The 21,581-nt window shown below is 63.7% G+C and carries 20 protein-coding genes; 10 read left to right on the forward strand and 10 right to left on the reverse strand.

Going from position 1 to position 21,581, the window contains the following annotated elements:
* Window positions 1–71: 71 nt before the first annotated feature.
* On the forward strand, window positions 72–1,526 hold the full coding sequence (locus M1D87_RS19420; RefSeq protein WP_013973677.1) for a TrkH family potassium uptake protein: 1,455 nt from the start codon (window positions 72–74) through the stop codon (window positions 1,524–1,526).
* Here M1D87_RS19420 and M1D87_RS19425 read toward each other — a convergent pair.
* A complete protein-coding gene (locus M1D87_RS19425; RefSeq protein WP_023662138.1) occupies window positions 1,483–2,544 on the reverse strand; it encodes an AraC family transcriptional regulator in 1,062 nt (353 codons plus the stop codon). The two genes, M1D87_RS19420 and M1D87_RS19425, sit on opposite strands and share 44 nt — an antisense overlap.
* Window positions 2,545–2,697: 153 nt before the next feature.
* Between M1D87_RS19425 and M1D87_RS19430 the strand changes: the two genes are divergently transcribed.
* A complete protein-coding gene (locus tag M1D87_RS19430) occupies window positions 2,698–3,009 on the forward strand; it encodes an Mpo1-like protein (RefSeq protein WP_013973679.1) in 312 nt (103 codons plus the stop codon).
* A 40-nt stretch (window positions 3,010–3,049) separates the two neighbouring features.
* Here M1D87_RS19430 and M1D87_RS19435 read toward each other — a convergent pair whose 3' ends face one another.
* Window positions 3,050–3,862: a UDP-2,3-diacylglucosamine diphosphatase gene (locus M1D87_RS19435; protein ID WP_123083763.1), complete on the reverse strand. Its 813-nt coding sequence runs from the start codon at window positions 3,860–3,862 to the stop codon at window positions 3,050–3,052.
* Between the two features lie 131 nt (window positions 3,863–3,993).
* Here M1D87_RS19435 and M1D87_RS19440 point away from each other — a divergent pair, with 131 nt between their 5' ends.
* Both M1D87_RS19440 and M1D87_RS19445 read left to right on the forward strand, forming a co-directional pair.
* Entirely contained in the window at window positions 3,994–4,767 is a 774-nt protein-coding gene (locus M1D87_RS19440; protein WP_039612597.1) for a helix-turn-helix transcriptional regulator, read from the forward strand.
* 178 nt (window positions 4,768–4,945) lie between these two features.
* Window positions 4,946–5,836 carry a DMT family transporter gene (locus M1D87_RS19445; RefSeq protein WP_123083764.1) on the forward strand — a complete coding sequence of 297 codons (891 nt, stop codon included), beginning with the start codon at window positions 4,946–4,948 and terminating at the stop codon, window positions 5,834–5,836.
* Between the two features lies 1 nt (window position 5,837).
* Here the strand turns inward: M1D87_RS19445 and M1D87_RS19450 are convergent, their stop codons facing one another.
* Window positions 5,838–6,119, reverse strand: a complete 282-nt coding sequence (locus tag M1D87_RS19450) for an Rdx family protein (protein ID WP_003259082.1) — start codon at window positions 6,117–6,119, stop codon at window positions 5,838–5,840.
* A 67-nt stretch (window positions 6,120–6,186) separates the two neighbouring features.
* Between M1D87_RS19450 and M1D87_RS19455 the strand changes: the two genes are divergently transcribed.
* Window positions 6,187–8,373: a patatin-like phospholipase family protein gene (locus M1D87_RS19455; RefSeq protein WP_013973684.1), complete on the forward strand. Its 2,187-nt coding sequence runs from the start codon at window positions 6,187–6,189 to the stop codon at window positions 8,371–8,373.
* Between the two features lie 129 nt (window positions 8,374–8,502).
* On the opposite strand, the gene M1D87_RS19460 is transcribed toward M1D87_RS19455, so the two are convergent.
* Both M1D87_RS19460 and recQ read right to left on the reverse strand, forming a co-directional pair.
* Window positions 8,503–8,940, reverse strand: coding sequence for a MarR family transcriptional regulator (locus tag M1D87_RS19460; RefSeq protein ID WP_013973685.1), 438 nt, complete (start codon window positions 8,938–8,940; stop codon window positions 8,503–8,505).
* 150 nt (window positions 8,941–9,090) lie between these two features.
* Window positions 9,091–11,238 carry a DNA helicase RecQ gene (gene recQ, locus M1D87_RS19465; protein WP_039612594.1) on the reverse strand — a complete coding sequence of 716 codons (2,148 nt, stop codon included), beginning with the start codon at window positions 11,236–11,238 and terminating at the stop codon, window positions 9,091–9,093.
* Window positions 11,239–11,484: 246 nt separating this feature from the next.
* On the opposite strand from recQ, the gene M1D87_RS19470 reads away from it, so the two are divergent.
* The 3 genes from M1D87_RS19470 to M1D87_RS19480 all read left to right on the forward strand — a co-directional run bounded on the left by M1D87_RS19470 (window position 11,485) and on the right by M1D87_RS19480 (window position 14,115).
* Complete coding sequence (locus M1D87_RS19470) at window positions 11,485–12,072, forward strand: YecA/YgfB family protein (RefSeq protein WP_013973687.1); 588 nt, start codon at window positions 11,485–11,487, stop codon at window positions 12,070–12,072.
* On the forward strand, window positions 12,026–12,445 hold the full coding sequence (locus tag M1D87_RS19475) for a YbaN family protein (protein WP_161551430.1): 420 nt from the start codon (window positions 12,026–12,028) through the stop codon (window positions 12,443–12,445). The genes M1D87_RS19470 and M1D87_RS19475 overlap by 47 nt, the downstream gene beginning before the upstream one ends.
* Window positions 12,446–12,756: 311 nt before the next feature.
* On the forward strand, window positions 12,757–14,115 hold the full coding sequence (locus tag M1D87_RS19480; protein ID WP_003259075.1) for a TolC family outer membrane protein: 1,359 nt from the start codon (window positions 12,757–12,759) through the stop codon (window positions 14,113–14,115).
* A gap of 128 nt (window positions 14,116–14,243) precedes the next feature.
* Here M1D87_RS19480 and M1D87_RS19485 read toward each other — a convergent pair whose 3' ends face one another.
* The 3 genes from M1D87_RS19485 to M1D87_RS19495 form a co-directional block, all read right to left on the reverse strand.
* A complete protein-coding gene (locus tag M1D87_RS19485) occupies window positions 14,244–14,843 on the reverse strand; it encodes a tRNA-uridine aminocarboxypropyltransferase (RefSeq protein WP_061551285.1) in 600 nt (199 codons plus the stop codon).
* 64 nt (window positions 14,844–14,907) lie between these two features.
* The gene (locus M1D87_RS19490) at window positions 14,908–16,473 is read right to left on the reverse strand and encodes a methyl-accepting chemotaxis protein (RefSeq protein WP_061551286.1); all 1,566 of its coding nucleotides are present in this window, start codon (window positions 16,471–16,473) and stop codon (window positions 14,908–14,910) included.
* Between the two features lie 139 nt (window positions 16,474–16,612).
* Complete coding sequence (locus M1D87_RS19495; RefSeq protein WP_013973692.1) at window positions 16,613–17,506, reverse strand: LysR family transcriptional regulator; 894 nt, start codon at window positions 17,504–17,506, stop codon at window positions 16,613–16,615.
* Between the two features lie 225 nt (window positions 17,507–17,731).
* Here M1D87_RS19495 and speB point away from each other — a divergent pair, with 225 nt between their 5' ends.
* Entirely contained in the window at window positions 17,732–18,682 is a 951-nt protein-coding gene (gene speB, locus M1D87_RS19500) for an agmatinase (protein ID WP_013973693.1), read from the forward strand.
* 133 nt (window positions 18,683–18,815) lie between these two features.
* Complete coding sequence (locus M1D87_RS19505) at window positions 18,816–20,195, forward strand: sodium:solute symporter family protein (protein WP_123083766.1); 1,380 nt, start codon at window positions 18,816–18,818, stop codon at window positions 20,193–20,195.
* Between the two features lie 189 nt (window positions 20,196–20,384).
* Here M1D87_RS19505 and M1D87_RS19510 read toward each other — a convergent pair whose 3' ends face one another.
* On the reverse strand, window positions 20,385–20,513 hold the full coding sequence (locus tag M1D87_RS19510) for a PA1414 family protein (protein ID WP_009683677.1): 129 nt from the start codon (window positions 20,511–20,513) through the stop codon (window positions 20,385–20,387).
* A 124-nt stretch (window positions 20,514–20,637) separates the two neighbouring features.
* Window positions 20,638–21,531, reverse strand: coding sequence for a putrescine utilization regulator PtrR (gene ptrR / locus M1D87_RS19515; RefSeq protein ID WP_015271294.1), 894 nt, complete (start codon window positions 21,529–21,531; stop codon window positions 20,638–20,640).
* Window positions 21,532–21,581 lie beyond the last annotated feature (50 nt).

Consider the following 21,581-nt stretch of genomic DNA (forward strand, 5'->3'; position numbering starts at 1 on the left):
CATTCTAGCGTTTACATCACCAGACCCATAGGTAGAATGGCGCCCTTCCGTTTCGAGTCAGAGCAGATCACATGGCGTTGCCGACCTTAAGGATCATTGGTTTCATCATCGGCATCTTCCTGATTACCCTCGCCGTCAGCATGGCCGTGCCCATGGCGACCCTGGTGATCTTCGAACGCACCCGTGACATGCCGTCGTTCCTCTGGTCGAGCCTGATCACCTTCATTGCCGGCCTGGCCCTGGTGCTTCAGGGTCGCCCCGAGCATGTGCACCTGCGCCCGCGCGACATGTACCTGCTGACCGTCAGCAGCTGGCTGGTGGTGTGCGTGTTCGCCGCCCTGCCTTTCCTGCTGACCCAGCACATCAGCTACACCGACGCCTTCTTCGAGAGCATGTCGGGCATCACCGCCACCGGCGCCACCGTGCTCAGCGGGCTGGACAACATGTCACCGGGCATCCTGATGTGGCGGTCGATGCTGCACTGGCTCGGCGGCATCGGCTTCATCGGCATGGCGGTAGCGATCCTGCCGCTGCTGCGCATCGGTGGCATGCGCCTGTTCCAGACCGAATCGTCCGACCGTTCGGAGAAGGTAATGCCGCGATCGCACATGGTCGCCAAGTCGATCGTGGGGGTGTACGTCGGCTTCTCGATCCTGGGCGCGCTGGGCTTCTGGTGGGCCGGCATGAGCCCGTTCGATGCGATCAACCACGCCATGTCGGCGATTTCCACTGGCGGGTTTTCCACCTCCGACCAGTCGCTGGCCAAGTGGGATATCCCGGCCGTGCACTGGGTCGCGGTGGTGGTGATGATCCTCGGCAGCCTGCCCTTCACCCTTTACGTGGCGACCCTGCGCGGCAACCGCAAGGCACTGATCCGCGACCAGCAGGTGCAGGGTTTGCTGGGCATGCTGGTGGTTACCTGGCTGGTGCTCGGCACCTGGTACTGGGCCACCACCAACCTGCACTGGCTCGACGCGCTGCGCCACGTGGCGCTGAACGTGACCTCGGTGGTCACCACCACCGGCTTCGCCCTGGGTGACTACAGCCTGTGGGGCAACTTCTCGCTGATGCTGTTCTTCTACCTGGGCTTCGTCGGCGGCTGCTCCGGCTCGACGGCGGGTGGCATCAAGATCTTCCGCTTCCAGGTCGCCTACATCCTGCTCAAGGCCAGCCTCAATCAGCTGATCCACCCACGCGCGGTGATCAAGCAGAAGTACAACGGCCACCGCCTTGACGAAGAAATCGTGCGTTCGATCCTGACCTTCTCGTTCTTCTTCGCCATCACCATCTGCGTCATGGCGCTGCTGCTGTCTTTGCTTGGCGTGGACTGGATGACCGCCCTGACCGGCGCTGCGGGTACGGTTTCGGGTGTGGGGCCGGGCCTGGGTGAAGTGATCGGCCCATCGGGCAACTACGCCACGCTGCCGGATGCTGCCAAGTGGATTCTCGCCAGCGGCATGTTGCTCGGCCGATTGGAAATCATCACCGTGCTAGTGTTGTGCATGCCGGCGTTCTGGCGCCACTGACCACCTCGGGCTCGGCGCCCAGGCGGGCGCGGTACTCGCTGGGCGTGACATGGAACCAGCGGCGAAACGCACGGTAGAAATTGCTGGGGTCGGCAAAACCCAGCAGGTAGGCGGTTTCCAGCAGGGTCATGCCCGGCTGCGCCAGGTACTGTTCGGCCAGTTCGCGGCGGGTGTCGTCAAGCAGGGTCTGGAAGCTGGTGCCCTCCTCCTGCAGCCGCCGCTGCAAGGTGCGCTGCGACAGGTGCAGGGCCTGGGCCAGGGTTTCGCGCTTGGGCTCGCCCTGCGGCAGGATGCGGCACAATACCTGGCGCACCCGGTGGGTGACCCTGCTTTCCGAGAAACGCGCCAGGTATTCGCCGGCAAAGCGGTCATGCAGGATCGCCATGGCTTCATTGGCGGTGGGCAGCGGTGCCTCCATGTCGGCGCGCTCGAACACCAGCGCATCGTGCGGCGCACCGAACACCAGCGGCGAATGGAACGCCACCTTGTAGGGTTCGATATTCTTTGGCTGCGGCCCCTGCACCAGCACCCGGCGCGGTTGCACCGGCCGACCGCTGAGCCAGCTGCACAGCGCCAGCGCACAGGCCAGCGATGCTTCGGCGCTGTGCCGGGTCGGTGGCAGGTGGTCGCCGTGTACGGTCAGGATCAGCGAATAGCCCTCGGGGCCGAGGACGAAGCTGAGGTCAGAGCTTTCGGCAATGATGCGCTGGTAACGCACCAGGCGCTCGAAGCCTTCGGCCAGGGTGCGGCTGGACATCAACGCATAACCCACCACATGGAACGATGCCGGGCGCACCACCCGCGCCATGTTAAGGCCTATGGCCTCGTTGCCCGACAGCTCCACCGCCAGTTGCCACAGCCGGGTCATGGAGTCCTGGGGGAAGCGCGCGTCGGGGTCGTCGAGGGCAGCGAAATCCAGCCCCAGCTGCTTGAACATGGCCCGGCAGTCCAGCCCTTCCAGTTCGAGTGCCTTCACGATCCCTGATGCCCAGCTGGCTGACGTGGTTCTTTCGCTCATGACAGGCTTCTTATGCTGACCGCTCCTGCGGTGAACCCCAAGGATATTCAATTGGCGCCTATTGTCACTGATAGGCTTCGCCAGTCACTCTAGACTCGAATCAGGCTCCACGCCGTGCATCTTGTCCAGAAGTGTTAATCCCGGAGCACAGCCATGAACCGCACAGCGCAGTTTCGCAGTTTTGCCGAGTTCTATCCTTACTACCTGGGGGAACACAGCAACCCCACCTGCCGCCGCCTGCACTTCGTCGGCACCAGCCTGGTGATTGCCCTGCTGGCCTACACCATCGGCAGTGGCAAATGGTTGCTGCTGCTGGCCTTGCCGGTGTTCGGCTACGGCTTTGCCTGGGTCGGGCATTTCTTTTTCGAAAGGAACCGACCTGCGACCTTTACCCATCCGCTGTACAGCCTGATCGGGGATTTCGTGATGTTCAGGGATATCCTGCTGGGCAAGATCAGCCTGTAGATCTTTTGGGGCTGCTTTGCAGCCCCTGGGCTATCAAGCCCTAAGCCGGTTCGCGCACCGCCGCTGCTGCCTTCACCTCTCGCGCCTGTATTTCCGCCAGCCGATAAAGCTCGATCGTGCCATCCCAATGCTCGATCAACGCCGTGCACGACTCCACCCAATCCCCGCAATTGAGGTACTCCACCTCCCCTACCTGGCGAATCTCGGCATGGTGGATATGCCCGCACACCACCCCATGAAAACCGCGACGGGTGCACTCGTGGGCAATGGCATCCTCGAAGTCGCTGATGAAGTTCACCGCACCTTTGACCTTGTGCTTCAGGTACGCCGACAGTGACCAATAGCCGTATCCATAGCGGGCACGCCAGTGGTTGAGCCAGCGGTTGAGCACCAGGGTGAACTCGTAGGCACGGTCACCGAGGAACGCAAGCCAGCGGTGGTAACGGGTAATCACGTCGAACTGGTCGCCATGGATCACCAGCAGGCGGCGGCCATCGGCGGTCAGGTGCTCGGCCTCGTCCACCAGCTGGATGTTGCCGAGGATCAGCCTGGAGTAACGGCGCAGGAATTCGTCATGGTTGCCGGTGACGTAGATCACCTCGGTGCCCCGCTTGCTCATGGTCAACAGGCGGCGAATCACGTTGGTGTGGGCTTGAGGCCAGTAGATACCACCGCGCAGCTTCCAGCCATCGATGATATCGCCCACCAGGTAGATACGGTCGGCCTGGTAGCCCTTGAGGAACTGCGACAGGTGTTCGGCCTGGCAGTCGCGGGTGCCCAGATGCACATCGGAAATCCACAGAGTACGCACGCGTTGCTTGCGCGAGGGACGTGACAGTTCGGCATGGGTCATGGGCAGGCTCCGGCGCAGTTTGCTGGAGACTGGCAGGCGCGGATGACAGATCGGTGGCAAAACCGTTACGAGTGATGGACCGCGGGGAATGAGGCACAATGCGCCTCTGCCCTGCGAGGACGACTCTCCCCATGACCGCCGGCCCGATCCTCTCGCTGCGCCATTACCGCGACAGCCTGATCGCCCACAGCCACGAACACCCGCAACTGGTGTTCGGCCTGCGTGGTCGCCTGGACTTCGAGGTGCAGGGGCATGGCGCCGGGATCGATCGACAGGGGTTGATCGTGGTACCAGCGGGCGCCCATCACACCTGCGCCAGCGATGGCGGCAGCGATTGCTTGGTGCTGGATGTACCAGGGGACCATTGGTTGCGCGAGCAACTGGGCGAACATGCAGATGCCAGCCGCCGCCTGCTCGACCGCCCCGCCGCCCTGGGCCTGGATGAGCGCCAGCAACAGTTGGTGGACTGGCTGGCGGCCAGCCCCATGCACGACCCGCTGATTGCCCGGCAAGGGGCAGCGCTGCTGCTGGCCAGCCTCAACCCGACGGCGGCCGCCAGCGTCACAGCCAGCCAGCGCCTGCCCTATGCCGCCTTCGATGCACATATCGAGCGGCATGCCGCCTACCCGCTGCAAGTGGCTGACCTGGCGCGCATTGCCGGGTTGTCCAGTGCCCGCCTGCATGCGCGCTTTACTGCGGAATGCGGGATGACGCCGATGGACTACATTCGCCAGCGGCGCTTGCTCAAGGCGCGACGGCTGGTGATGCAGACCTTGCTACCGATGGGGGAGATTGCGGCGCAGGTGGGGTACAGCTCGCAGAGTGCGTTTTCGGCGGCGATGTTGCGGGCGTTCGGGTGTACGCCGTTGGCTTTGCGGCGAGAGTCTGGCGACAAACCACACTAGCCTTGCGACAGAATGCATTCTCCTGAGCCTATACACTTGGCCTGTGCCGGCCCTTTCGCGGGTAAACCCGCTCCCACAGGTACTGCGCAGGCTTCGAAAGCGGTGCAGTAGCTGTGGGAGCGGGTTTACCCGCGAAGAGGCCGGCACAGCCAGTAGAGATCTTGAGCAAGGACCACCCATGAACCACCGCACCGCCCTCGGCGCCCTGCACATCGGCGCGCTGTTCTTCGGCCTCACCGGCGTCTTCGGCAAACTGGCCGCCAGCGCCAGCCCGGTGATCATCGTCTTCGGCCGCGCCGCCTTCGCCGTGCTCGCCCTGGCCCTGTTCGCCAGCCTGGCCGGCCCGGGCTGGCAACGCCTGAGCGGCCAGGACGCCCGCCGCCTGCTGCTCGGTGGCGTGCTGCTGGCCGGCCACTGGGTCAGCTTCTTCATCGCGGTAAAGGTTGCCGGCGTGGCCATCGCCACCCTCGGCTTCGCCAGCTTCCCGGCCTTTACCGTGATCCTCGAGGGCCTGCTGTTCCGCGAACGCATCCGCCGCAATGAGGCTTTGCTGGTACTGCTGGTCAGCATCGGCCTGGTACTGGTCACGCCGGCATTCGACCTGGCGAGTGAAGCCACCGGTGGCCTGCTCTGGTCATTGCTGTCGGGGCTGCTGTTCTCCCTGCTGTCACTCACCAACCGCGCCGGCTCCGGCCGCCTGCCTGCAGTGCAGGCGGCGCTGTGGCAGAACCTGGTGGTGGGCCTGTGCCTGCTGCCGTTCGCGGCGCCGGACCTGGCCGGCGTAGCCACCATGGACTGGCTGTGGATCGCCCTGCTCGGCGTCTTCTGCACCGGCGTGGCGCACAGCCTGTTCGTCGCCAGCCTGTCGGTGATCAAGGCGCGCACTGCCGCCGTGGTGTTCGGCATGGAACCGATCTACGGCATCGCCGTGGCCTGGGTGGTGTTCGCCGAAACCCCCACCCTGCGCATGTTGCTGGGCGGTGCACTGATCATCTTCGCCATCGTGCTTTCGAGCCGCCTGGCCGCCGAACAACCGCCCAGGCAGCGGCCTCTGGCCGAAAGCGCCTGATTCAGCGGTCGTTATGGCCCAGGTCACGCTGCGGGTCGATCTGGTCGCGCACCCGCTGCTTCAGTACCTTGGCTTCGGGGAAGCCACCGTCGGCTTTGCGCTCCCAGATCTGCACGCCATTGCAGGTAATGCGGAAGATACCGCCGGTGCCAGGCTCCAGGGCCACTCGGCCGAGGTCGTCGGCAAAGGTGCTGAGCAGTTCCTGGGCCAGCCAGGCGGCCCTCAGCAGCCATTGGCACTGGGTGCAATACGTGATGACAATTTCCGGTTTGCTGTCGGCCATGGTGAGGCATCTCCAGATGAGGGGCCGCTTATACTAGCGGTCTTTAGCCCACGGTTTGAGACTCACGATGCGCCGTTTGCTGTTCTGTTTCCTGCTCACCCTCTCCTCCTTCACAGCATTCGCCGCCGAACCGGCCAGGCCCAAGGTTGGCCTGGTGCTGTCGGGGGGCGCGGCCCGCGGCCTGGCCCATATCGGTGTGCTCAAAGCCCTGGAGGAACAGGGGGTACGCATCGACGCTATCGCAGGCACCAGCATGGGGGCGGTGATAGGCGGCCTGTATGCCTCTGGCTACAGCGTCGAAGAGCTGGAAAAGCTTGCCACCACCCTCGACTGGCAACAGGCGCTGTCCGATGCCCCGCCGCGCAAGGACGTGCCGTTCCGGCGCAAGCAGGATGACCGCGACTTTCTGGTCAAACAGAAGCTCAGCTTTCGCGACGACGGCAGCCTGGGCCTGCCGCTGGGGGTGATTCAGGGCCAGAACCTGGCGCTGCTGCTGGAAAGCAAGCTGGCGCACACCGCCGACACCCGTGACTTCGACAAGCTGCCAATCCCCTTCCGCGCCGTGGCCACCGACATTGCCAGTGGCGAAAAGGTGGTGTTCCGCCGTGGCCACCTGCCCCAGGTGATCCGCGCCAGCATGTCGATCCCGGCGGTGTTCGCCCCGGTCGAACTGGACGGCCGGCTGCTGGTGGACGGCGGCATGGTCGACAACATCCCGGTGGACGTCGCCCGCGAAATGGGTGTGGACCTGGCCATCGTGGTCGACATCGGTACGCCGCTGCGTGACCGCAAGCAGCTGGCCACGGTAGTCGACGTGCTCAACCAGTCGATCACCCTGATGACCCGGCGCAACTCGGAAGAACAACTGGCCAGCCTGCACCGCGACGACATCCTCATCCAGCCACCGCTGACCGCCTTCGGCGTCACCGATTTTGGCCGCGCCCGGGAAATGATCGAGGCCGGCTACCGCGCCACCCGCCTGCTCGACCCGCGCCTTGTCGCCCTGCGCCAGCCCGAAGGTGACAGCAGCCTGGCCGTGGCCCGCTCGCCACGCCAACGCACGCCGACGATCACCGCGATCAGGATCGAAAACGACTCCAAGGTCAGCGACGAGGTCATCCGCTCGTACATCCGCCAGCCGATCGGTGCGCCGCTGGAGCTAGGTCGCCTGCAGACCGACATGGGCACGCTGTACGGCCTGGACTACTTCGACCGGGTGCAGTACCGCGTGGTGCACAAGGGCGACGACAACACCCTGGTGATCAACGCCCGCGGCCGACGCGGTGGCACCGACTACCTGCGCCTGGGCCTGAACCTGTCGGACGACCTGCGCGGCGACAGCGCCTTCAATCTGGGCGCCAGCTACCGGGTAAACGGCATCAACAGCCTCGGCGCCGAATGGCTGACCCGTGGCCAGATCGGCGACCAGCAGGAGTTGTACAGCGAGTTCTACCAGCCGCTGGACGTGGGCTCGCGCTATTTCATCGCACCGTACCTGGACTTCAGCTCGCAGAACATCGAAGCCACCCTGGACAACGACCCGGTGGCCGAGTACCGCCTGGAGCGTTACGGTTTTGGCCTTAACGTGGGGCGGCAGATCGGTACCAACGGTGAAGTGCGCCTGGGCGTGGGCAAGGCCTGGGGCGAGGCCGAGGTGCGCATCGGCGACCAGGACCTGCCCAAGGTCAGTTTCAACGAAGGTTTCTACGAGCTGAAGTACTCGTTCGACACCCTGGACAACGTGTACTTCCCGCACAGTGGCGAGGATATCGGCCTGACCTTGCGCAAGTACGACCAGTCGCTGGATTCCGACCAGGATTACCGGCAGTGGATGTTCAACCTGGACAAGGCCATCAGCAGCGGGCCGAACACCTTCGTGCTGGGCGGGCGCTACGGGCGCACGCTGGATGATACCGAGGTGGTGACGTCGAGCTTCGTGCTGGGTGGCGCGCGGGAGCTGTCAGGCTTCCGCCAGGACTCGGTGTCAGGGCAGAACGTGAGCCTGATGCGCATGGTCTACTACCGCCGCCTGACGCCACGGGCCTACGTACCGCTGGACTTCCCGCTGTACATCGGCGGGTCGCTGGAGCGAGGGCGGGCGTGGAACAACGACAACGAGTTCGACAGTGGGTACATCAATGCGGCGAGCATCTTCCTGGGGCTGGAGACGCCGCTGGGGCCCTTGAACTTCACTTATGGTGCCAACAGTGCGCATGAGCAGGCGGTGTACCTGAACCTTGGGCATACCTTCTAGGGCCTGCACTGACCCTGTAGGAGCAGCCTTGTGCTGCGAAGAGGCTGGATTGACAGAAGATGTTCTGTGCCTGGAATGACCTCTTCGCAGCACAAGGCTGCTCCTACAACGATCGCGAGTGCAGGTTGATCAGGATTTCTCCAGGTTGGCCAGAATCTTGGCATGCACCCGCATGCACACCTGCAGCTCCGCCTCATCCACCCCGGTAAACAGCTCTACCCGCAGTTGATTGGCAATGGTCTCGATCTGGTCGATCAGCGGCTTGGCCGGCGGGCACAGCACTATCTTCTTCGCCCGCCGGTCCTCCAGCACCGCCTGCCGGCGTACCAGCCCCTGCGCTTCCAGGCTATCGAGCAGGCGTGCCAGGGTTGGGCCTTCGACGCCCACGCTCTGGGCCAGCTCACGCTGGGTCGGGGCCTCTTCGAAACGGGCCAGGTGCAGCAACACCAGCCAGCGCGCCTGTGAAAGGTTGAGCCCGGCCAGGCGGCGGTCCAGCTCGGCACGCCAACCCCGGGACATCTGGGCCAGCTGCATGCCGAAGCGGTGTTGGTTGTCGGTCAGGGGCATAAGCAACTCATTGAATAGATCTAATTATTAGGCAGCTAACCATGGCCCGTCCCACGAGGCAAGGCTCGGGCACTCTGGAATGTTCGATAATCGTCAAAAAACATGACAAAGGTCAGCAGATGGCAGTTCTGCCTCCGATCCTGCCACCACTTACAGCTCGAACTCGGCCGCCAGCGCAGCCCGCACGCAGTACAGCACGCCCTCCGGCACCCGTCCCCCGAACAGCGGCACGATCGCAGACACCGGTGGCAGCTCGCCCTCGCCATCGAGGAAGGCATCCTGCACTTCCATCAACAGGTCTTCCGGCAGGTCCAGGGCCTGTTCCAGGCTCAGTTCCTGGCGCCCCAGCGCCTCGGCCAGCAGGCTGTAGACGTTCTTCTCGCTGCAGTTGAGCTGGCCGGCGATCTGCGCCGGGGTCATGCCGGCGCGGGCCAGGCTGACCAGTTCGTGGCGCAGGTCGAGCACCACTTTCGGTGCTTCGTCGGTGCCACCGCTATTGTTCAGCACCTCGAGGAAGGCCTGGCCATAACGCTCCAGCTTGCGCGCACCCACGCCGCTGACCTGGGCCATGTCGCTGAGGCTGACCGGCTGGCTGCGCAGCATCTCCAGCAGCGTCGAGTCGGGGAAGATGACATAGGGCGGCACGCTGTGCTCCTCGGCCAGCTTGCGCCGCAGGGTACGCAGTGCTTCCCACAGCTCGCGCTCTTCGGCACGCACCAGCTGGCTGGCCGGGCTGCCGCCACTGGACGACGACGTCCTGGCGGTGGTCTGCGGCTTGAGGTCACGGCGCAGCTGCAAGGTCACCTCGCCCCGCAGCAGCGGCCGGCAGCTGTCGGACAGGCGCAGGCCACCGTAGCCTTCCAGGTCGATATCGACCAGGCCGCGCGCCACCAGCTGACGGAACAGCGAACGCCACTCGACCTCGGCCAGTCCCTTGCCGACGCCAAAAACCGAGAGTTTTTCGTGGCCGAAATTGCGCACCTTTTCGGTGTCCTTGCCCAGCAGCACGTCGACCAGGTGCCCGACGCCGTAGCGCTGGCCGGTGCGGAACACCGCCGACAGCGCCTGGCGGGCAGGCTCGGTGGCATCCCAGGTCTGCACCTGGTCGACACAGTTGTCACAGTGCCCGCACGGTTGCTCCAGGGTTTCGTCGAAATAGGCCAGCAGTGACTGGCGGCGGCAGCGGGTTTCTTCGCACAGGGCCAGCATGGCATCGAGCTTGTGCTGCTCGATGCGCTTGTGGCGCTCGTCCCCTTCGGAGTTCTGCAGCATCTGCTTGAGCATGACCATGTCCTGCAGCCCGTAGGCCATCCAGGCATCGGACGGCAGCCCGTCACGGCCGGCACGGCCGGTCTCCTGGTAGTACGCCTCGAGCGACTTGGGCAGGTCAAGGTGGGCAACAAAACGCACGTTCGGCTTGTCGATGCCCATGCCGAAGGCAATGGTGGCGACCATGATCAGCCCTTCCTCGTTGAGGAAACGGTGCTGGTTGGCCGCGCGCGTCTCGGCCGCCAGGCCGGCATGATACGGCAGCGCGGGGAAGCCCTGGTCACAGAGGAAGGCGGCGGTTTCGTCGACTTTCTTGCGCGACAGGCAATAGACGATACCGGCGTTGCCGCGGCGCTCGCCGAGGAACGCCATCAGCTGCTTGCGCGGCGCCTCCTTGGGCACGATGCGGTAGAAGATGTTGGGCCGGTCGAAACTCGACAGGAAGCGTTCGGCGCCTTGCAGGTGAAGGCGCTGGACGATCTCTTCACGGGTGCGCATGTCGGCGGTGGCGGTCAGCGCTATGCGCGGCACATGCGGGAACAGCTCGGCCAACTGGCCCAGTTGCAGGTATTCGGGGCGGAAATCGTGGCCCCATTGCGACACGCAGTGGGCCTCGTCGATGGCGAACAGCGAGATATCCAGATCACGCAGGAAGTCGAGCATGCGCGGCTGCACCAGGCGTTCCGGCGCCAGGTACAGCATCTTCACTTCGCCACGGCGCAGGCGCCCGGCCAGGTCACGCTGCTGCTCGGGGGTCAGCGTGGAGTTCAGCGCGGCGGCCGGCACACCCAGTTCGTCGAGCGTGGCGACCTGGTCGTCCATCAGCGCGATCAGTGGCGAGACCACCACTGTCAGGCCCGGACGCAACAGCCCCGGCACCTGGAAACACAACGACTTGCCGCCGCCGGTGGGCATCAGCACCAGGGCATCGCCGCCATTGGCCACGCAGTCGATGATCGCTGCCTGGCGCCCGCGGAAACTGTCGTAGCCAAAGACGTCCTTGAGAACGCGCTGAGCCTGTTCGAGCATGTGCAACTCCACAAATCGCCGTACCATCCCGGATACAGGCTGGACGAAAAACCCGCCCCGCACACGCCAAATGCGTAAGCGGTTTTTGCCAGGCGGCCGGCAAATCCTGCCCCTGGATGAAAAATCGCGGAGTATACCGCAGCACCGCCCCGCGCAGGGCACCACGGCGATAGACGTTCCCTTTGCCCCGCTGCCGTCGCAAGGTGCTAGAATTCGTTATCGTTTATTCCCCAAGGTAGCCCTGTAATGTCCTTCGCCGAGCAACTGACCCGCCTGCAAGCCTTCCTCGACGCCGACGAGCTGCACGAAGAAGCGCTGGACTATGTCGCCGCCCACGGCTACCTCACCGCCCTGTCGATCAATGCCGAGGAAGTGCCCGAGCGCGAATGGATCGACGCCCTGTTCGCCGAAGAGCCGCACTACGCCAGCGACGCTCAGCGCACCGAGATCGAGGCCACCCTGGTGGCGCTCAAGGCACACATCGCCCGCCAGCTGGCCAGCGACGACGAATTCGAGCTGCCGTGCGACCTCGACCTGACCGAAGAGCCGGACGATTCCGACCTGCGCGGCTGGTGCATCGGCTTCATGGAAGGCGTATTCCTGCGTGAAGAGGCCTGGTTCGAAAACGCCGAGGAAGAAGTCAGCGAGATGCTGCTGCCAATCATGGTCGGCTCGGGCCTGTTCGACGAGCAGCCGGAGTTCGCCGACATCGCCAGCAACGCCAACCTGCAGGACGACATGATCGTACAGATCCCCGAAGCACTGACGGCGCTGTTCCTGCTGCTGCATGCCCCTGACGAAAAGCCGGCACTGCTCAAGCCACGTCACCACTAAGTCGCCTGTGCGCTACCTGCTGCTGGCCACCGGCTGGCTCAGCGTCGCGTTGGGGGTGTTGGGGATATTCCTGCCGGTATTGCCCACCACCCCGTTCCTGCTATTGGCGGCTGCCTGCTTTGCCCGCAGTTCGCCGCGCTTTCACCACTGGCTGGTTCATCACCCCAAGCTCGGGCCATGGATCCGTGACTACCTAAGTGGTGAAGGTATCCCCCTCAAGGGCAAGGTCTACGCCATCGGCCTGATGTGGGCCAGCATCGGCCTGTCGTGCTATCTGGTGCCCCTGTTCTGGGCACGCATCTTCATGTTGTCCAGTGCCGTCCTGGTAAGCCTGTATATCCTCAGCCAGAAAACCCTGCACAAGCCAAAGTGACAATATTCTGTCGCCAAATATCACTTTCGCCTAATTCGTGCTTCCCTTATCCGAAATGATTCTGGAACTCGGTTAAAGCCCTGTATTCATTGGCCTTAATGGAGTTTTACGCCGCCATTTCCAAGGTTCACCTGCGAGCCTGTTAGATAATTTAATTAGGTTATGGCAATCTGATATGAATAAATCTTCTTGCCTATCGCGTTGAATGTACTTAGCTGTGTTATTAAAAACCTGCAACACTATATGAAATAACTTTATCGTCATTTTTTTGGCGAACAGCAGGATCAATTCCAGGATCAGGGAGATGTACCATGCGCGTTTTGAACCCCATCACCAGTGCATTACTGTTGGCCCTGGCGAGTGCCAACGTACAGGCGATGTCGATCACCGAGGCTGTCCAGAGCGCCGTGGACTACCACCCGCAGGTCAGCTCCAACCGCAACAGCAAGCTGTCTGCCGATGAAGATGTGAAGTTTGCGCGTGGTGGCTACTACCCTTCCGTGGATCTGGTTGCCGGCTATGGCCGCCAGCGTTCTGACAACACCACGACGCGTGCCGAGGGCAACCACAACAAGGAAACCCTCAACTACACCCAGTCCGAGCTGCGCCTGCGGCAGATGATCTTCGACGGCTTCAACACCTCGAATGAAGTGGGCCGCACCGAAGCGGTCTCCACCTCCCGCGCCTACTACACCCAGGCCGTTGCCCAGGATGTCGCCCTGCGTGCAGTCGAGGTGTACCTGGAAGTGCTCAAACGCCGTGAACTGGTGACCCTGGCCAGGAACAACCTGCAAGCCCACCTGCGCGTCAACGACCAGATCGGCCTGCGCAACGAGCGCGGCGTCGGCAGCACCGCCGACCTTGACCAGTCCCGCGCACGTCGCGCCCTGGCGGAAAACAACCTGGACACCGCCGAAGTCGACCTGGCCGATGCCGAGGCCAACTTCTTCAGCGTCGTCGGCCGCATGCCGGACGAGCTGGAAAGCCCGCAGTCCATCAAGGGCGAAGTGCCTGGCACCCTGGACGAAGCCCGCGACGGCATGCGCCAGAACAACCCGTACATCAAGTCTGCCCAGGCTGACGTCAATGCTGCCGAGCAGCAATACGAAGTGGCCAAGTCGACCTTCTACCCACGCTTCGACGCCATTCTGGCTACCGGTGCCAACAACAACACCGGTGGCGAGAAGGGCCACAACAACAACGACTGGCAAGCCGGCGTGGAGATGAACTACAACCTGTTCCGCGGCGGCAGCGACAAGGCTCGCCTGCAGTCCGACGCGCACAAGATCAACCAGGCCCTCGACATCCGCAACAACGCCCTGCGTGAGCTGACCGAAAACCTGAGCCTGGCGTGGAACGCCATGAACAACGCCAGCAAGCAGCTGCCGACTGCGCGTGAATACGCCGAGACCACCAAGCGCGTGCGTGCCGCCTACCAGGACCAGTTCGGCCTGGGTCAGCGCACCCTGCTTGACGTGCTGGACAGTGAAAACGAGCTGTACAACGCCGACCGTCGCTACACCGAGGTGCGTTATACCGAGGAGTTCTCGCGCTACCGCGTGCTTGCGACCATGGGCGAGCTGTTGACCAAGCAACGTATTTCGCTGCCGCCGGAAGCGCTGGCTACCACCGAAGTACGCACCGAGGCGCGTTTGCCTGATATGCGTTGATCGGGTTCGAGATAGCCGGGGCCGCTTTGCGGCCCATTCGCAGCACAAGGCTGCTCCTACAGATGTTGCGCGCTTTCCTGTAGGAGCAGCCTTGTGCTGCGAATGGGCTGCAAAGCAGCCCCCTGCCCTCACTCACTACCATGGTTACGCTGGAACGTCTCCAAACCCATGGCCCTGATCTGCCCCTCGATCAACGCCTCGAACGGTGCCAGCAGCGCATCGAAACAGGCAGGCCGCTCCAACGCGTTCAGCGCTCCTACCACCGCCTCGATAGTCGACAACGCCCCCGCCTCCGGCGCCTTGCGCAAGCGGTAGCGTGAAGGCGCGACAGGCCCCAGCGTCACTCGCGGCAACGCCTCCAGCAACGGGTTCAGGTACAGCAGCTTGCGCGCCTTGCGCCAGGTGCCGTCGGGTACGATCAACAGCAAGGGTTTGTCGTCCGTCTCGCCATAGGCCACCAACTCCTGGGCGTCGTCGCCCGGGAACAGCAGGGCCGGCCGGTAACCGGGGGTCGCCAGCAATTCGTTCAGGTCATCGAATACCTCGCCTACCCGCAACTCGGCGTTGTTCAGGCCAAGGGCGGCCAGGCGGGCGGTATTCAAGGCATGGGCGGTTTCACTGGGGTGCTGCAGCAGGATGACGCGGGTACGGCTGTCGAGCGCAGGGATCAGTGAGCAGAGGCAATGGTCGAGCGGGCGCTGGCAGCGCTCGCAGCGGGGTCTGGGCATGGGGTTCTCCTTGGCGGGAACAGTTTGCCACAGAACCGGGGCCCGCTTTGCGGCCCCGGCGATCTCAACGGTTGAACCGCTCTGCCAGGCTATGCAGGTATTCCGCCATGCGCTCAAGGTCCTGGCTGATTTCAGCGCCCTGCCTGGCTTGCCCGGCACTCTGGTCGCACAGGTGGGCTATGCGCACGATCTGCTGGTTGATGTCCTCGGCCACATGGCTCTGCTGCTCCGACGCCGTCGCCATCTGCTGGCTCATGCCGGTGATGCGGCTGACCGCCTGGGCAATCCCGCTCAACGCTGCCTGCACCGCCTCGACGCTGTGCACGCTGTCCCGCGAGATCTGCTCGCCACGGCTGGCGGTGCTGACCGCGCGCTCTGCACCGGCGCGCAACGAGGCGATGATCTGGTGGATCTCCTCGGTCGAGGCACGGGTGCGCTGGGCCAGCGAACGCACCTCGTCGGCCACCACGGCAAACCCGCGCCCCTGTTCGCCGGCACGCGCCGCCTCGATGGCTGCGTTGAGCGCCAGCAGGTTGGTCTGCTCGGCGATCGAGGTAATCACATCGACCACGCTGCCGATCGACTGGGTCTGCTCGGCCAGGGCATTGACCGCCTGGCCGATGTCGTTGACCGCATTGCTCATGCTGCCCATGGCTTGCAGGCTCTGCATCGCCAGCTCGCTGCCCTGTTGCGCCAGCTGGTCGGCATCGCCCGCTGCGTGCGCCGTGCTCTGCACGTTGTGGGTAACCTGCTGGATGGTCGCCGCCATCTGCGCGATGGCGGCGGCGGACTGGTCGGTCTCGTTGCGCTGGCGGTCGAGCATCTGTGCCTGGGCATCGGACAAGTCGGACGACTGCGCTGCCCGCGACTTCACCCCGACCCCGGCATCCACCAGGCGGGTCAAGGCCGTTTGCAGGCGTGCTTCTTCACTGATGATGGCAAGATCCAGCTGGCCTTGCAGGCCTGGGTTATCACTGTAGGTCAGTGCCACCAGCGGGCTGGTGAAGGCCTTGGGATGCTCGGCCAGCGTGCGGCGGACCGCCTGGTTCTGCCGGTGCTCGACCAGATACCAGGCCACCAGCAGGCTGGCCATCAGCACCCCGAGCGCCGCGTAGGGCGGTAGCCACAGGTAGCCCGCCGCCGACAGCAGGCCCGCACTTATCAATGGCCAACCGTGGCCCAGGCCATGCAGCAGGCGGGCCGCCCACGGCACCGGTGTGCGGCCGGCCCGCAGGCGCGCATACAACGCCTCGGCGCGACGGATCTGCTCGCGAGTGGGCACCGAGCGCACCGACTCGTAACCACTGATGCGGCCCTGCTCATAGATGGCCGTGACGTAGGCGCTGACCCAGTAGTAATCACCGTTCTTCGCCCGGTTCTTGACGACCCCCATCCACGGTTTGCCTTGCTTGATGGTTTCCCACATGTGGCCGAACACTGCCGGCGGCATGTCCGGGTGGCGCACCAGGTTGTGGGGTTGGCCGACCAGCTCGTCGTAGGTGAACCCGCTGATCGCCACGAAAGCGTCGTTGCAGTAGGTGATGCGGCTGTTGAGGTCAGTGGTGGAAATCAGGCGTTGATCGTTGGGAAAGGTTCTTTCGTGCTCAGTGACGGGCAAATTCATGCGCATCTTGGGCAATCCTTGCAGGATGAAAGGGAGGTAGACAGCAGCACACGCAAATTTGATATATAGCAGGACGCCATTACGTTGTCGGTCGACAGCACCAACAATTTAACGGGTGCCGACGAAATACAGCATATGCCGGGCTTCAGCCCACGTTGAGCTGGCTTTTGAGGAGGTCGCGGAAGGTCTGGATCAATGGCTCGCGGCTGCGCCCGCGGCGAATGATCAGCGAGAATGGTGCCTGGTAGCCGAAGGTCGACGGCGACAGCACGCGCAAGTCGCCCTTGTCGACCCAGGCCTGGGCATAGTGCTCGGGCAGGTAGCCGATGTAGGCCCCGGACAGAATCAGGATCAACTGCGCCTCCATGCTCTCCACCGTCGCCGCGCTGTGCTTGAAGCCATGCCGGGCCAGTTCGGCCTGGCTCCAGTAGCCACGCCCGACCATGCGCTGCTGGGTCACCACCTGCTCGGGGATGCGCCGTTCGGCATACAACGGGTGGCGGCTGCTGCAGTACAGCCAGTGCTGCTCACGGTACAGCGGCTGATAGAGCAGCCCGCTCATGCGCGAGGAGAACGCCCCGATCGCCAGGTCCAGACGGTTGTCCTGCACACCCAGTTGCAGCTCGTAAGGGCTGGATACCGACAAATGCAGGTGCACCGCCGGGTGTTCCTGGCTGTAGGCGCCGATGGCTTCGGCCAGCGGCAAGGCCCTGTCACCGACCGTGGAATCGATCACCCCCAGGTTGAGGGTGCCACGCAACTCGCCCTTGAGGGCGGCGGCGTACTGTTCGAAGCCGTCCAGCTCGGCCAGCAGGCGCAGGGTTTCCTGGTGGAACAGCTCACCCTTGCTGGTCAGGCTGAAGCCGCCACGGCCACGGTGGCACAGCACGATCCCCAGGGCACCTTCCAGCTGGCTCATGTAGGTGCTGATGGCCGAGGTCGACAGGTTCAGCTCGCGCTGGGCATTGGCAAAGCCCTGGTGGCGCACCACGCTGACGAAGATGCGCAGCAGTTTCAGGTCGGGCAAGGTCGAGGCCATGGTGCAACGGTTCCGCAGGGGGTATTAGCGCGCAGTCTAACCGCTCTGCCGCCTTTAGTTCAGAAATTCCTGAACTAAGTATTTGCCGGTAGCGATTTTTCCCCGGCACTACCTTCAGCAGACTTGGCCGAAATGTCCCTGCCCGCCGGCAAGACCACACCTGGAAGGCGCGCGGCGGCACAGGTTCGAACAAACAGAACAATCGACCGACTGATGAGGCCCACCGTGGACAAGATCCTCCACCAACCACTGGGCGGCAACGAAATGCCGCGTTTCGGCGGCATCGCCACCATGCTCCGTCTCCCCCACCTGCAAAGTGCCCAAGGCCTGGACGCCGCCTTCATCGGCGTGCCACTGGACATCGGTACTTCGCTGCGCTCCGGCACCCGTTTCGGCCCGCGTCAGATCCGCGCCGAATCGGTGATGATCCGCCCGTACAACATGGCCACGGGAGCTGCACCGTTCGACTCGCTGTCGGTGGCCGACATCGGTGACGTGGCGATCAACACCTTCAACCTGCTGGACGCAGTGCGCATCATCGAAGAAGCGTATGACGAGATCCTCGAGCACAACATCATCCCGCTGACCCTGGGTGGCGACCACACCATCACTCTGCCGATCCTGCGCGCGCTGCACAAGAAGCACGGCAAGATCGGCCTGGTGCACATCGATGCCCACGCCGACGTCAACGACCACATGTTCGGCGAGAAGATCGCCCATGGCACCACCTTCCGCCGTGCCGTGGAAGAAGGCCTGCTCGATTGCGAGCGCGTGGTGCAGATCGGCCTGCGCGCCCAGGGCTACACCGCCGATGACTTCAACTGGAGCCGCCGCCAGGGCTTCCGTGTAGTCCAGGCCGAAGAGTGCTGGCACAAGTCGCTGGAACCGCTGATGGCCGAAGTGCGCGAAAAGGTCGGCGGTGGCCCGGTGTACCTGTCGTTCGACATCGATGGCATCGACCCGGCCTGGGCTCCCGGTACCGGCACCCCGGAAATCGGCGGCTTGACCACCATCCAGGCGATGGAGATCATTCGCGGCTGCCACGGCCTGGACCTGATCGGCTGTGACCTCGTCGAAGTCTCCCCGCCTTACGACACCACCGGCAACACCTCGCTGCTCGGTGCCAACCTGCTGTTCGAGATGCTCTGCGTGCTACCGGGCGTAGTGCGTCGTTAATACCGCTATACCCCGGCAGGAGCCATGAGGGAGGGCCACAGAGGCCCGCCAACAATACGACAAGACCGCCGGGCGCCGTGAACCCGCCCGCGTGGTCGATCTCGCCATAATAAAGATAATCGGGAGACCCCCAATGGCCTTGGACATCATTGTTGTAATGATCTATACCGCCGGCATGCTCGGGCTTGGCTGGTACGGCATGCGGCGCGCGAAAACCCATGAGGACTACCTGGTGGCCGGGCGCAACCTCGGCCCGGTCCTGTACATGGGCACCATGGCCACCACCGTACTCGGTGGCGCTTCCACCGTCGGCACCGTACGCCTGGGCTACGTCCACGGCATCTCCGGCTTCTGGCTGTGCGCAGCCCTGGGCCTGGGCATCATCGCCCTCAACCTGGTGCTGGCCAAACCCTTGCTGCGCCTGCGCATCTTCACCGTGACCCAGGTGCTGGAACAGCGCTACAACCCGGCCGCACGCCAGGCCAGCGCCGTGATCATGCTGGCCTACGCACTGATGATCGGCGTCACCTCGACCCTGGCCATGGCCACCGTATTGCAGGTGCTGCTCGACCTGCCGTTCTGGGCCTCGCTGCTGCTGGGCGGTGGTGTGGTGGTGCTGTACTCGACCATTGGTGGCATGTGGTCGCTGACGCTGACCGACATCGTCCAGTTCGTGATCAAGACCGTCGGCCTGATGTTCATCCTGCTGCCGGTGTGCCTGTACAAGGCCGGTGGCTGGGACACCTTGGTGGCCAAGCTGCCGGCGGCCAGCTTCCAGCTGACCACCATTGGCTGGGACACCATCATCACCTACTTCCTGATCTACTTCTTCGGCATCCTCATCGGCCAGGACATCTGGCAGCGGGTGTTCACTGCCCGTGATGAGAAGGTCTGCCAGCGTGCCGGCACCACCGCCGGTGTGTACTGCATACTGTACGGCCTGGCCTGCGCCGCGATCGGCATGGCTGCGCATGTGCTGATGCCCGACCTCGCCAACCCTAACAATGCCTTTGCCGAGATGATCAAGACCACGCTGCCCGATGGCATCCGTGGCCTGCTGATGGCAGCGGCGCTGGCCGCCATGATGTCCACCGCCAGCGCTGGCCTGCTGGCTGCGTCCACCACCCTGACCGAAGACCTGCTGCCCAAGCTGCGTGGCGGCAAGGCGTCGAGCCTGGGCGTCAGCCGCCTGTTCACCCTGCTCACCGGCCTGGTGGTGCTGGGCATTGCGCTGGTGGTGAACGATGTGATCAACGCCCTGACCCTGGCCTACAACCTGCTGGTCGGCGGTATGCTGATCCCGCTGATCGGGGCGATCTTCTGGAAGCGCGCTACCACCGCCGGGGCTATCGCCAGCATGTCGCTGGGCTTTGCCACCGCGCTGCTGTTCATGTTCAAGGATGGGCTGGAGGCCAATACGCCGATCTACTACAGCCTGGCAGTTGGTCTGGTCAGCTTTGTGGTGGTCAGCCTGATGTCGCGTAAATCGGTAGCGGCGGTTAAGCTGGCCTGATAGGTCCCGGTTGCCTGTACTGGCCCTTTCGCGGGTAAACCCGCTCCTACAGGAATATCACAGGCCTCGAGTGCTGTGGGGTACCTGTTGGAGCGGGCAAGCCCGCGAAGAGGCCGGTACAGGCAACACACAACTGGCAGACACAAAAAGGCCGCTGCACCCACCCAGGTGCAGCGGCCTTTGTCTGTATCAGCGACGACGCGGTTGGCGTTTGCGCTGCTCTTCATCAGTCGGGATCGGCACCGGCTGCAAGGGTGGTGGAATCAGCCCCAAGGCGACAGCCAGGTCATGGAGCCAGTTGGACAGTGGTTTATTCATAATGCCCCCTTGACGGGTCAGCCTCACGGCAATTCAATCCTGCGATGTTTCATACAGATCATAGCCCTATGTCCTGTATTACGCATGCCTCTAAAGCTACAGATACGGGCCATTTTGATACGGATCAAGCCGTAACGGCGCATTCCGACGACTGGTTAATCGTTTCGCTTTGTTGCAGGTCGATCCAGGCCTGCAAATTTGCCCCGCGCATGCCCTGGCGCCACATCAACCAGGTGACCGCCTGATCGAACGGTGCCTGCAGCTGGTGCACCCGCACCCGGTCGCGCCCGGGTAGGCTGTCGAGCATCGACCTGGCCATCATCGCCACACCCGCGCCAGCGATCACGCAGGCCAGCATGCTCTGGTACGACTCGATTTCCATCACCCGGCCCATGGGCGTATGGGCATGGGCATACCAGGCCTCCAGGCGCATGCGGTACGAGCAGCCCTGGCGAAAGGTGAACACCGCCTTGCCGGCCACATCCTTGGCAGTGTGTACCGCAGGGTGCTCGGGGCTGGTGATCAGCACCAACTGCTCATCGCAAAGCGGCACGCCATCCAGCCCGGCCAGGCTCGGTGGCCCATCCACCAGGGCCGCGTCCAAGGTGTGGTTGAGCAGGCCTTCCAGCAACTCGCCACTGGGCGCCGCACGCACCTGCAAGTTAACCGCCGGGTAGGCCTGATGATAACGCGCCAGCAACCCCGGCAAATGGGTCGCCGCCGTGCTGTACATGGTCCCCAGCACGAAGTCCCCGGCCGGTTGGCCGCCCCGCACGGCGGCCAGCGCCTCGTCGCGCAAGGCTGACATGCGGTTGGCGTAATCCAGCAGCACCTTGCCCGCGGGCGACAGCTGCAGGCGCTGGCGCTCGCGCAGGAACAGCTCGACACCCAGTTGCTCTTCGAGCTGGCGCAAGCGCGTCGACAGGTTCGACGGCACCCGATGCAGGCGCTCTGCGGCGCGGGTGACCGAACCTTCCTCGGCCACGGCCTGGAAGATACGCAGTTGGCTGAATTCCACGGCATTCTCCAAAACAGAACAACTTGATCATCATTATTCAATTTTATTGA

The organism is Pseudomonas sp. SA233 (genome assembly GCF_054792385.1).

What these genes read in the sequence shown, in the direction of transcription:
- M1D87_RS19420 (WP_013973677.1), top strand. Translation starts at nt 72, where the DNA reads ATGGCGTTGCCGACCTTAAGGATCATTGGTTTCATCATCGGCATCTTC.
- M1D87_RS19425 (WP_023662138.1), bottom strand. Translation starts at nt 2,544, where the DNA reads ATGAGCGAAAGAACCACGTCAGCCAGCTGGGCATCAGGGATCGTGAAG.
- M1D87_RS19430 (WP_013973679.1), top strand. Translation starts at nt 2,698, where the DNA reads ATGAACCGCACAGCGCAGTTTCGCAGTTTTGCCGAGTTCTATCCTTAC.
- M1D87_RS19435 (WP_123083763.1), bottom strand. Translation starts at nt 3,862, where the DNA reads ATGACCCATGCCGAACTGTCACGTCCCTCGCGCAAGCAACGCGTGCGT.
- M1D87_RS19440 (WP_039612597.1), top strand. Translation starts at nt 3,994, where the DNA reads ATGACCGCCGGCCCGATCCTCTCGCTGCGCCATTACCGCGACAGCCTG.
- M1D87_RS19445 (WP_123083764.1), top strand. Translation starts at nt 4,946, where the DNA reads ATGAACCACCGCACCGCCCTCGGCGCCCTGCACATCGGCGCGCTGTTC.
- M1D87_RS19450 (WP_003259082.1), bottom strand. Translation starts at nt 6,119, where the DNA reads ATGGCCGACAGCAAACCGGAAATTGTCATCACGTATTGCACCCAGTGC.
- M1D87_RS19455 (WP_013973684.1), top strand. Translation starts at nt 6,187, where the DNA reads ATGCGCCGTTTGCTGTTCTGTTTCCTGCTCACCCTCTCCTCCTTCACA.
- M1D87_RS19460 (WP_013973685.1), bottom strand. Translation starts at nt 8,940, where the DNA reads ATGCCCCTGACCGACAACCAACACCGCTTCGGCATGCAGCTGGCCCAG.
- recQ (WP_039612594.1), bottom strand. Translation starts at nt 11,238, where the DNA reads ATGCTCGAACAGGCTCAGCGCGTTCTCAAGGACGTCTTTGGCTACGAC.
- M1D87_RS19470 (WP_013973687.1), top strand. Translation starts at nt 11,485, where the DNA reads ATGTCCTTCGCCGAGCAACTGACCCGCCTGCAAGCCTTCCTCGACGCC.
- M1D87_RS19475 (WP_161551430.1), top strand. Translation starts at nt 12,026, where the DNA reads ATGCCCCTGACGAAAAGCCGGCACTGCTCAAGCCACGTCACCACTAAG.
- M1D87_RS19480 (WP_003259075.1), top strand. Translation starts at nt 12,757, where the DNA reads ATGCGCGTTTTGAACCCCATCACCAGTGCATTACTGTTGGCCCTGGCG.
- M1D87_RS19485 (WP_061551285.1), bottom strand. Translation starts at nt 14,843, where the DNA reads ATGCCCAGACCCCGCTGCGAGCGCTGCCAGCGCCCGCTCGACCATTGC.
- M1D87_RS19490 (WP_061551286.1), bottom strand. Translation starts at nt 16,473, where the DNA reads ATGCGCATGAATTTGCCCGTCACTGAGCACGAAAGAACCTTTCCCAAC.
- M1D87_RS19495 (WP_013973692.1), bottom strand. Translation starts at nt 17,506, where the DNA reads ATGGCCTCGACCTTGCCCGACCTGAAACTGCTGCGCATCTTCGTCAGC.
- M1D87_RS19505 (WP_123083766.1), top strand. Translation starts at nt 18,816, where the DNA reads ATGGCCTTGGACATCATTGTTGTAATGATCTATACCGCCGGCATGCTC.
- M1D87_RS19510 (WP_009683677.1), bottom strand. Translation starts at nt 20,513, where the DNA reads ATGAATAAACCACTGTCCAACTGGCTCCATGACCTGGCTGTCGCCTTG.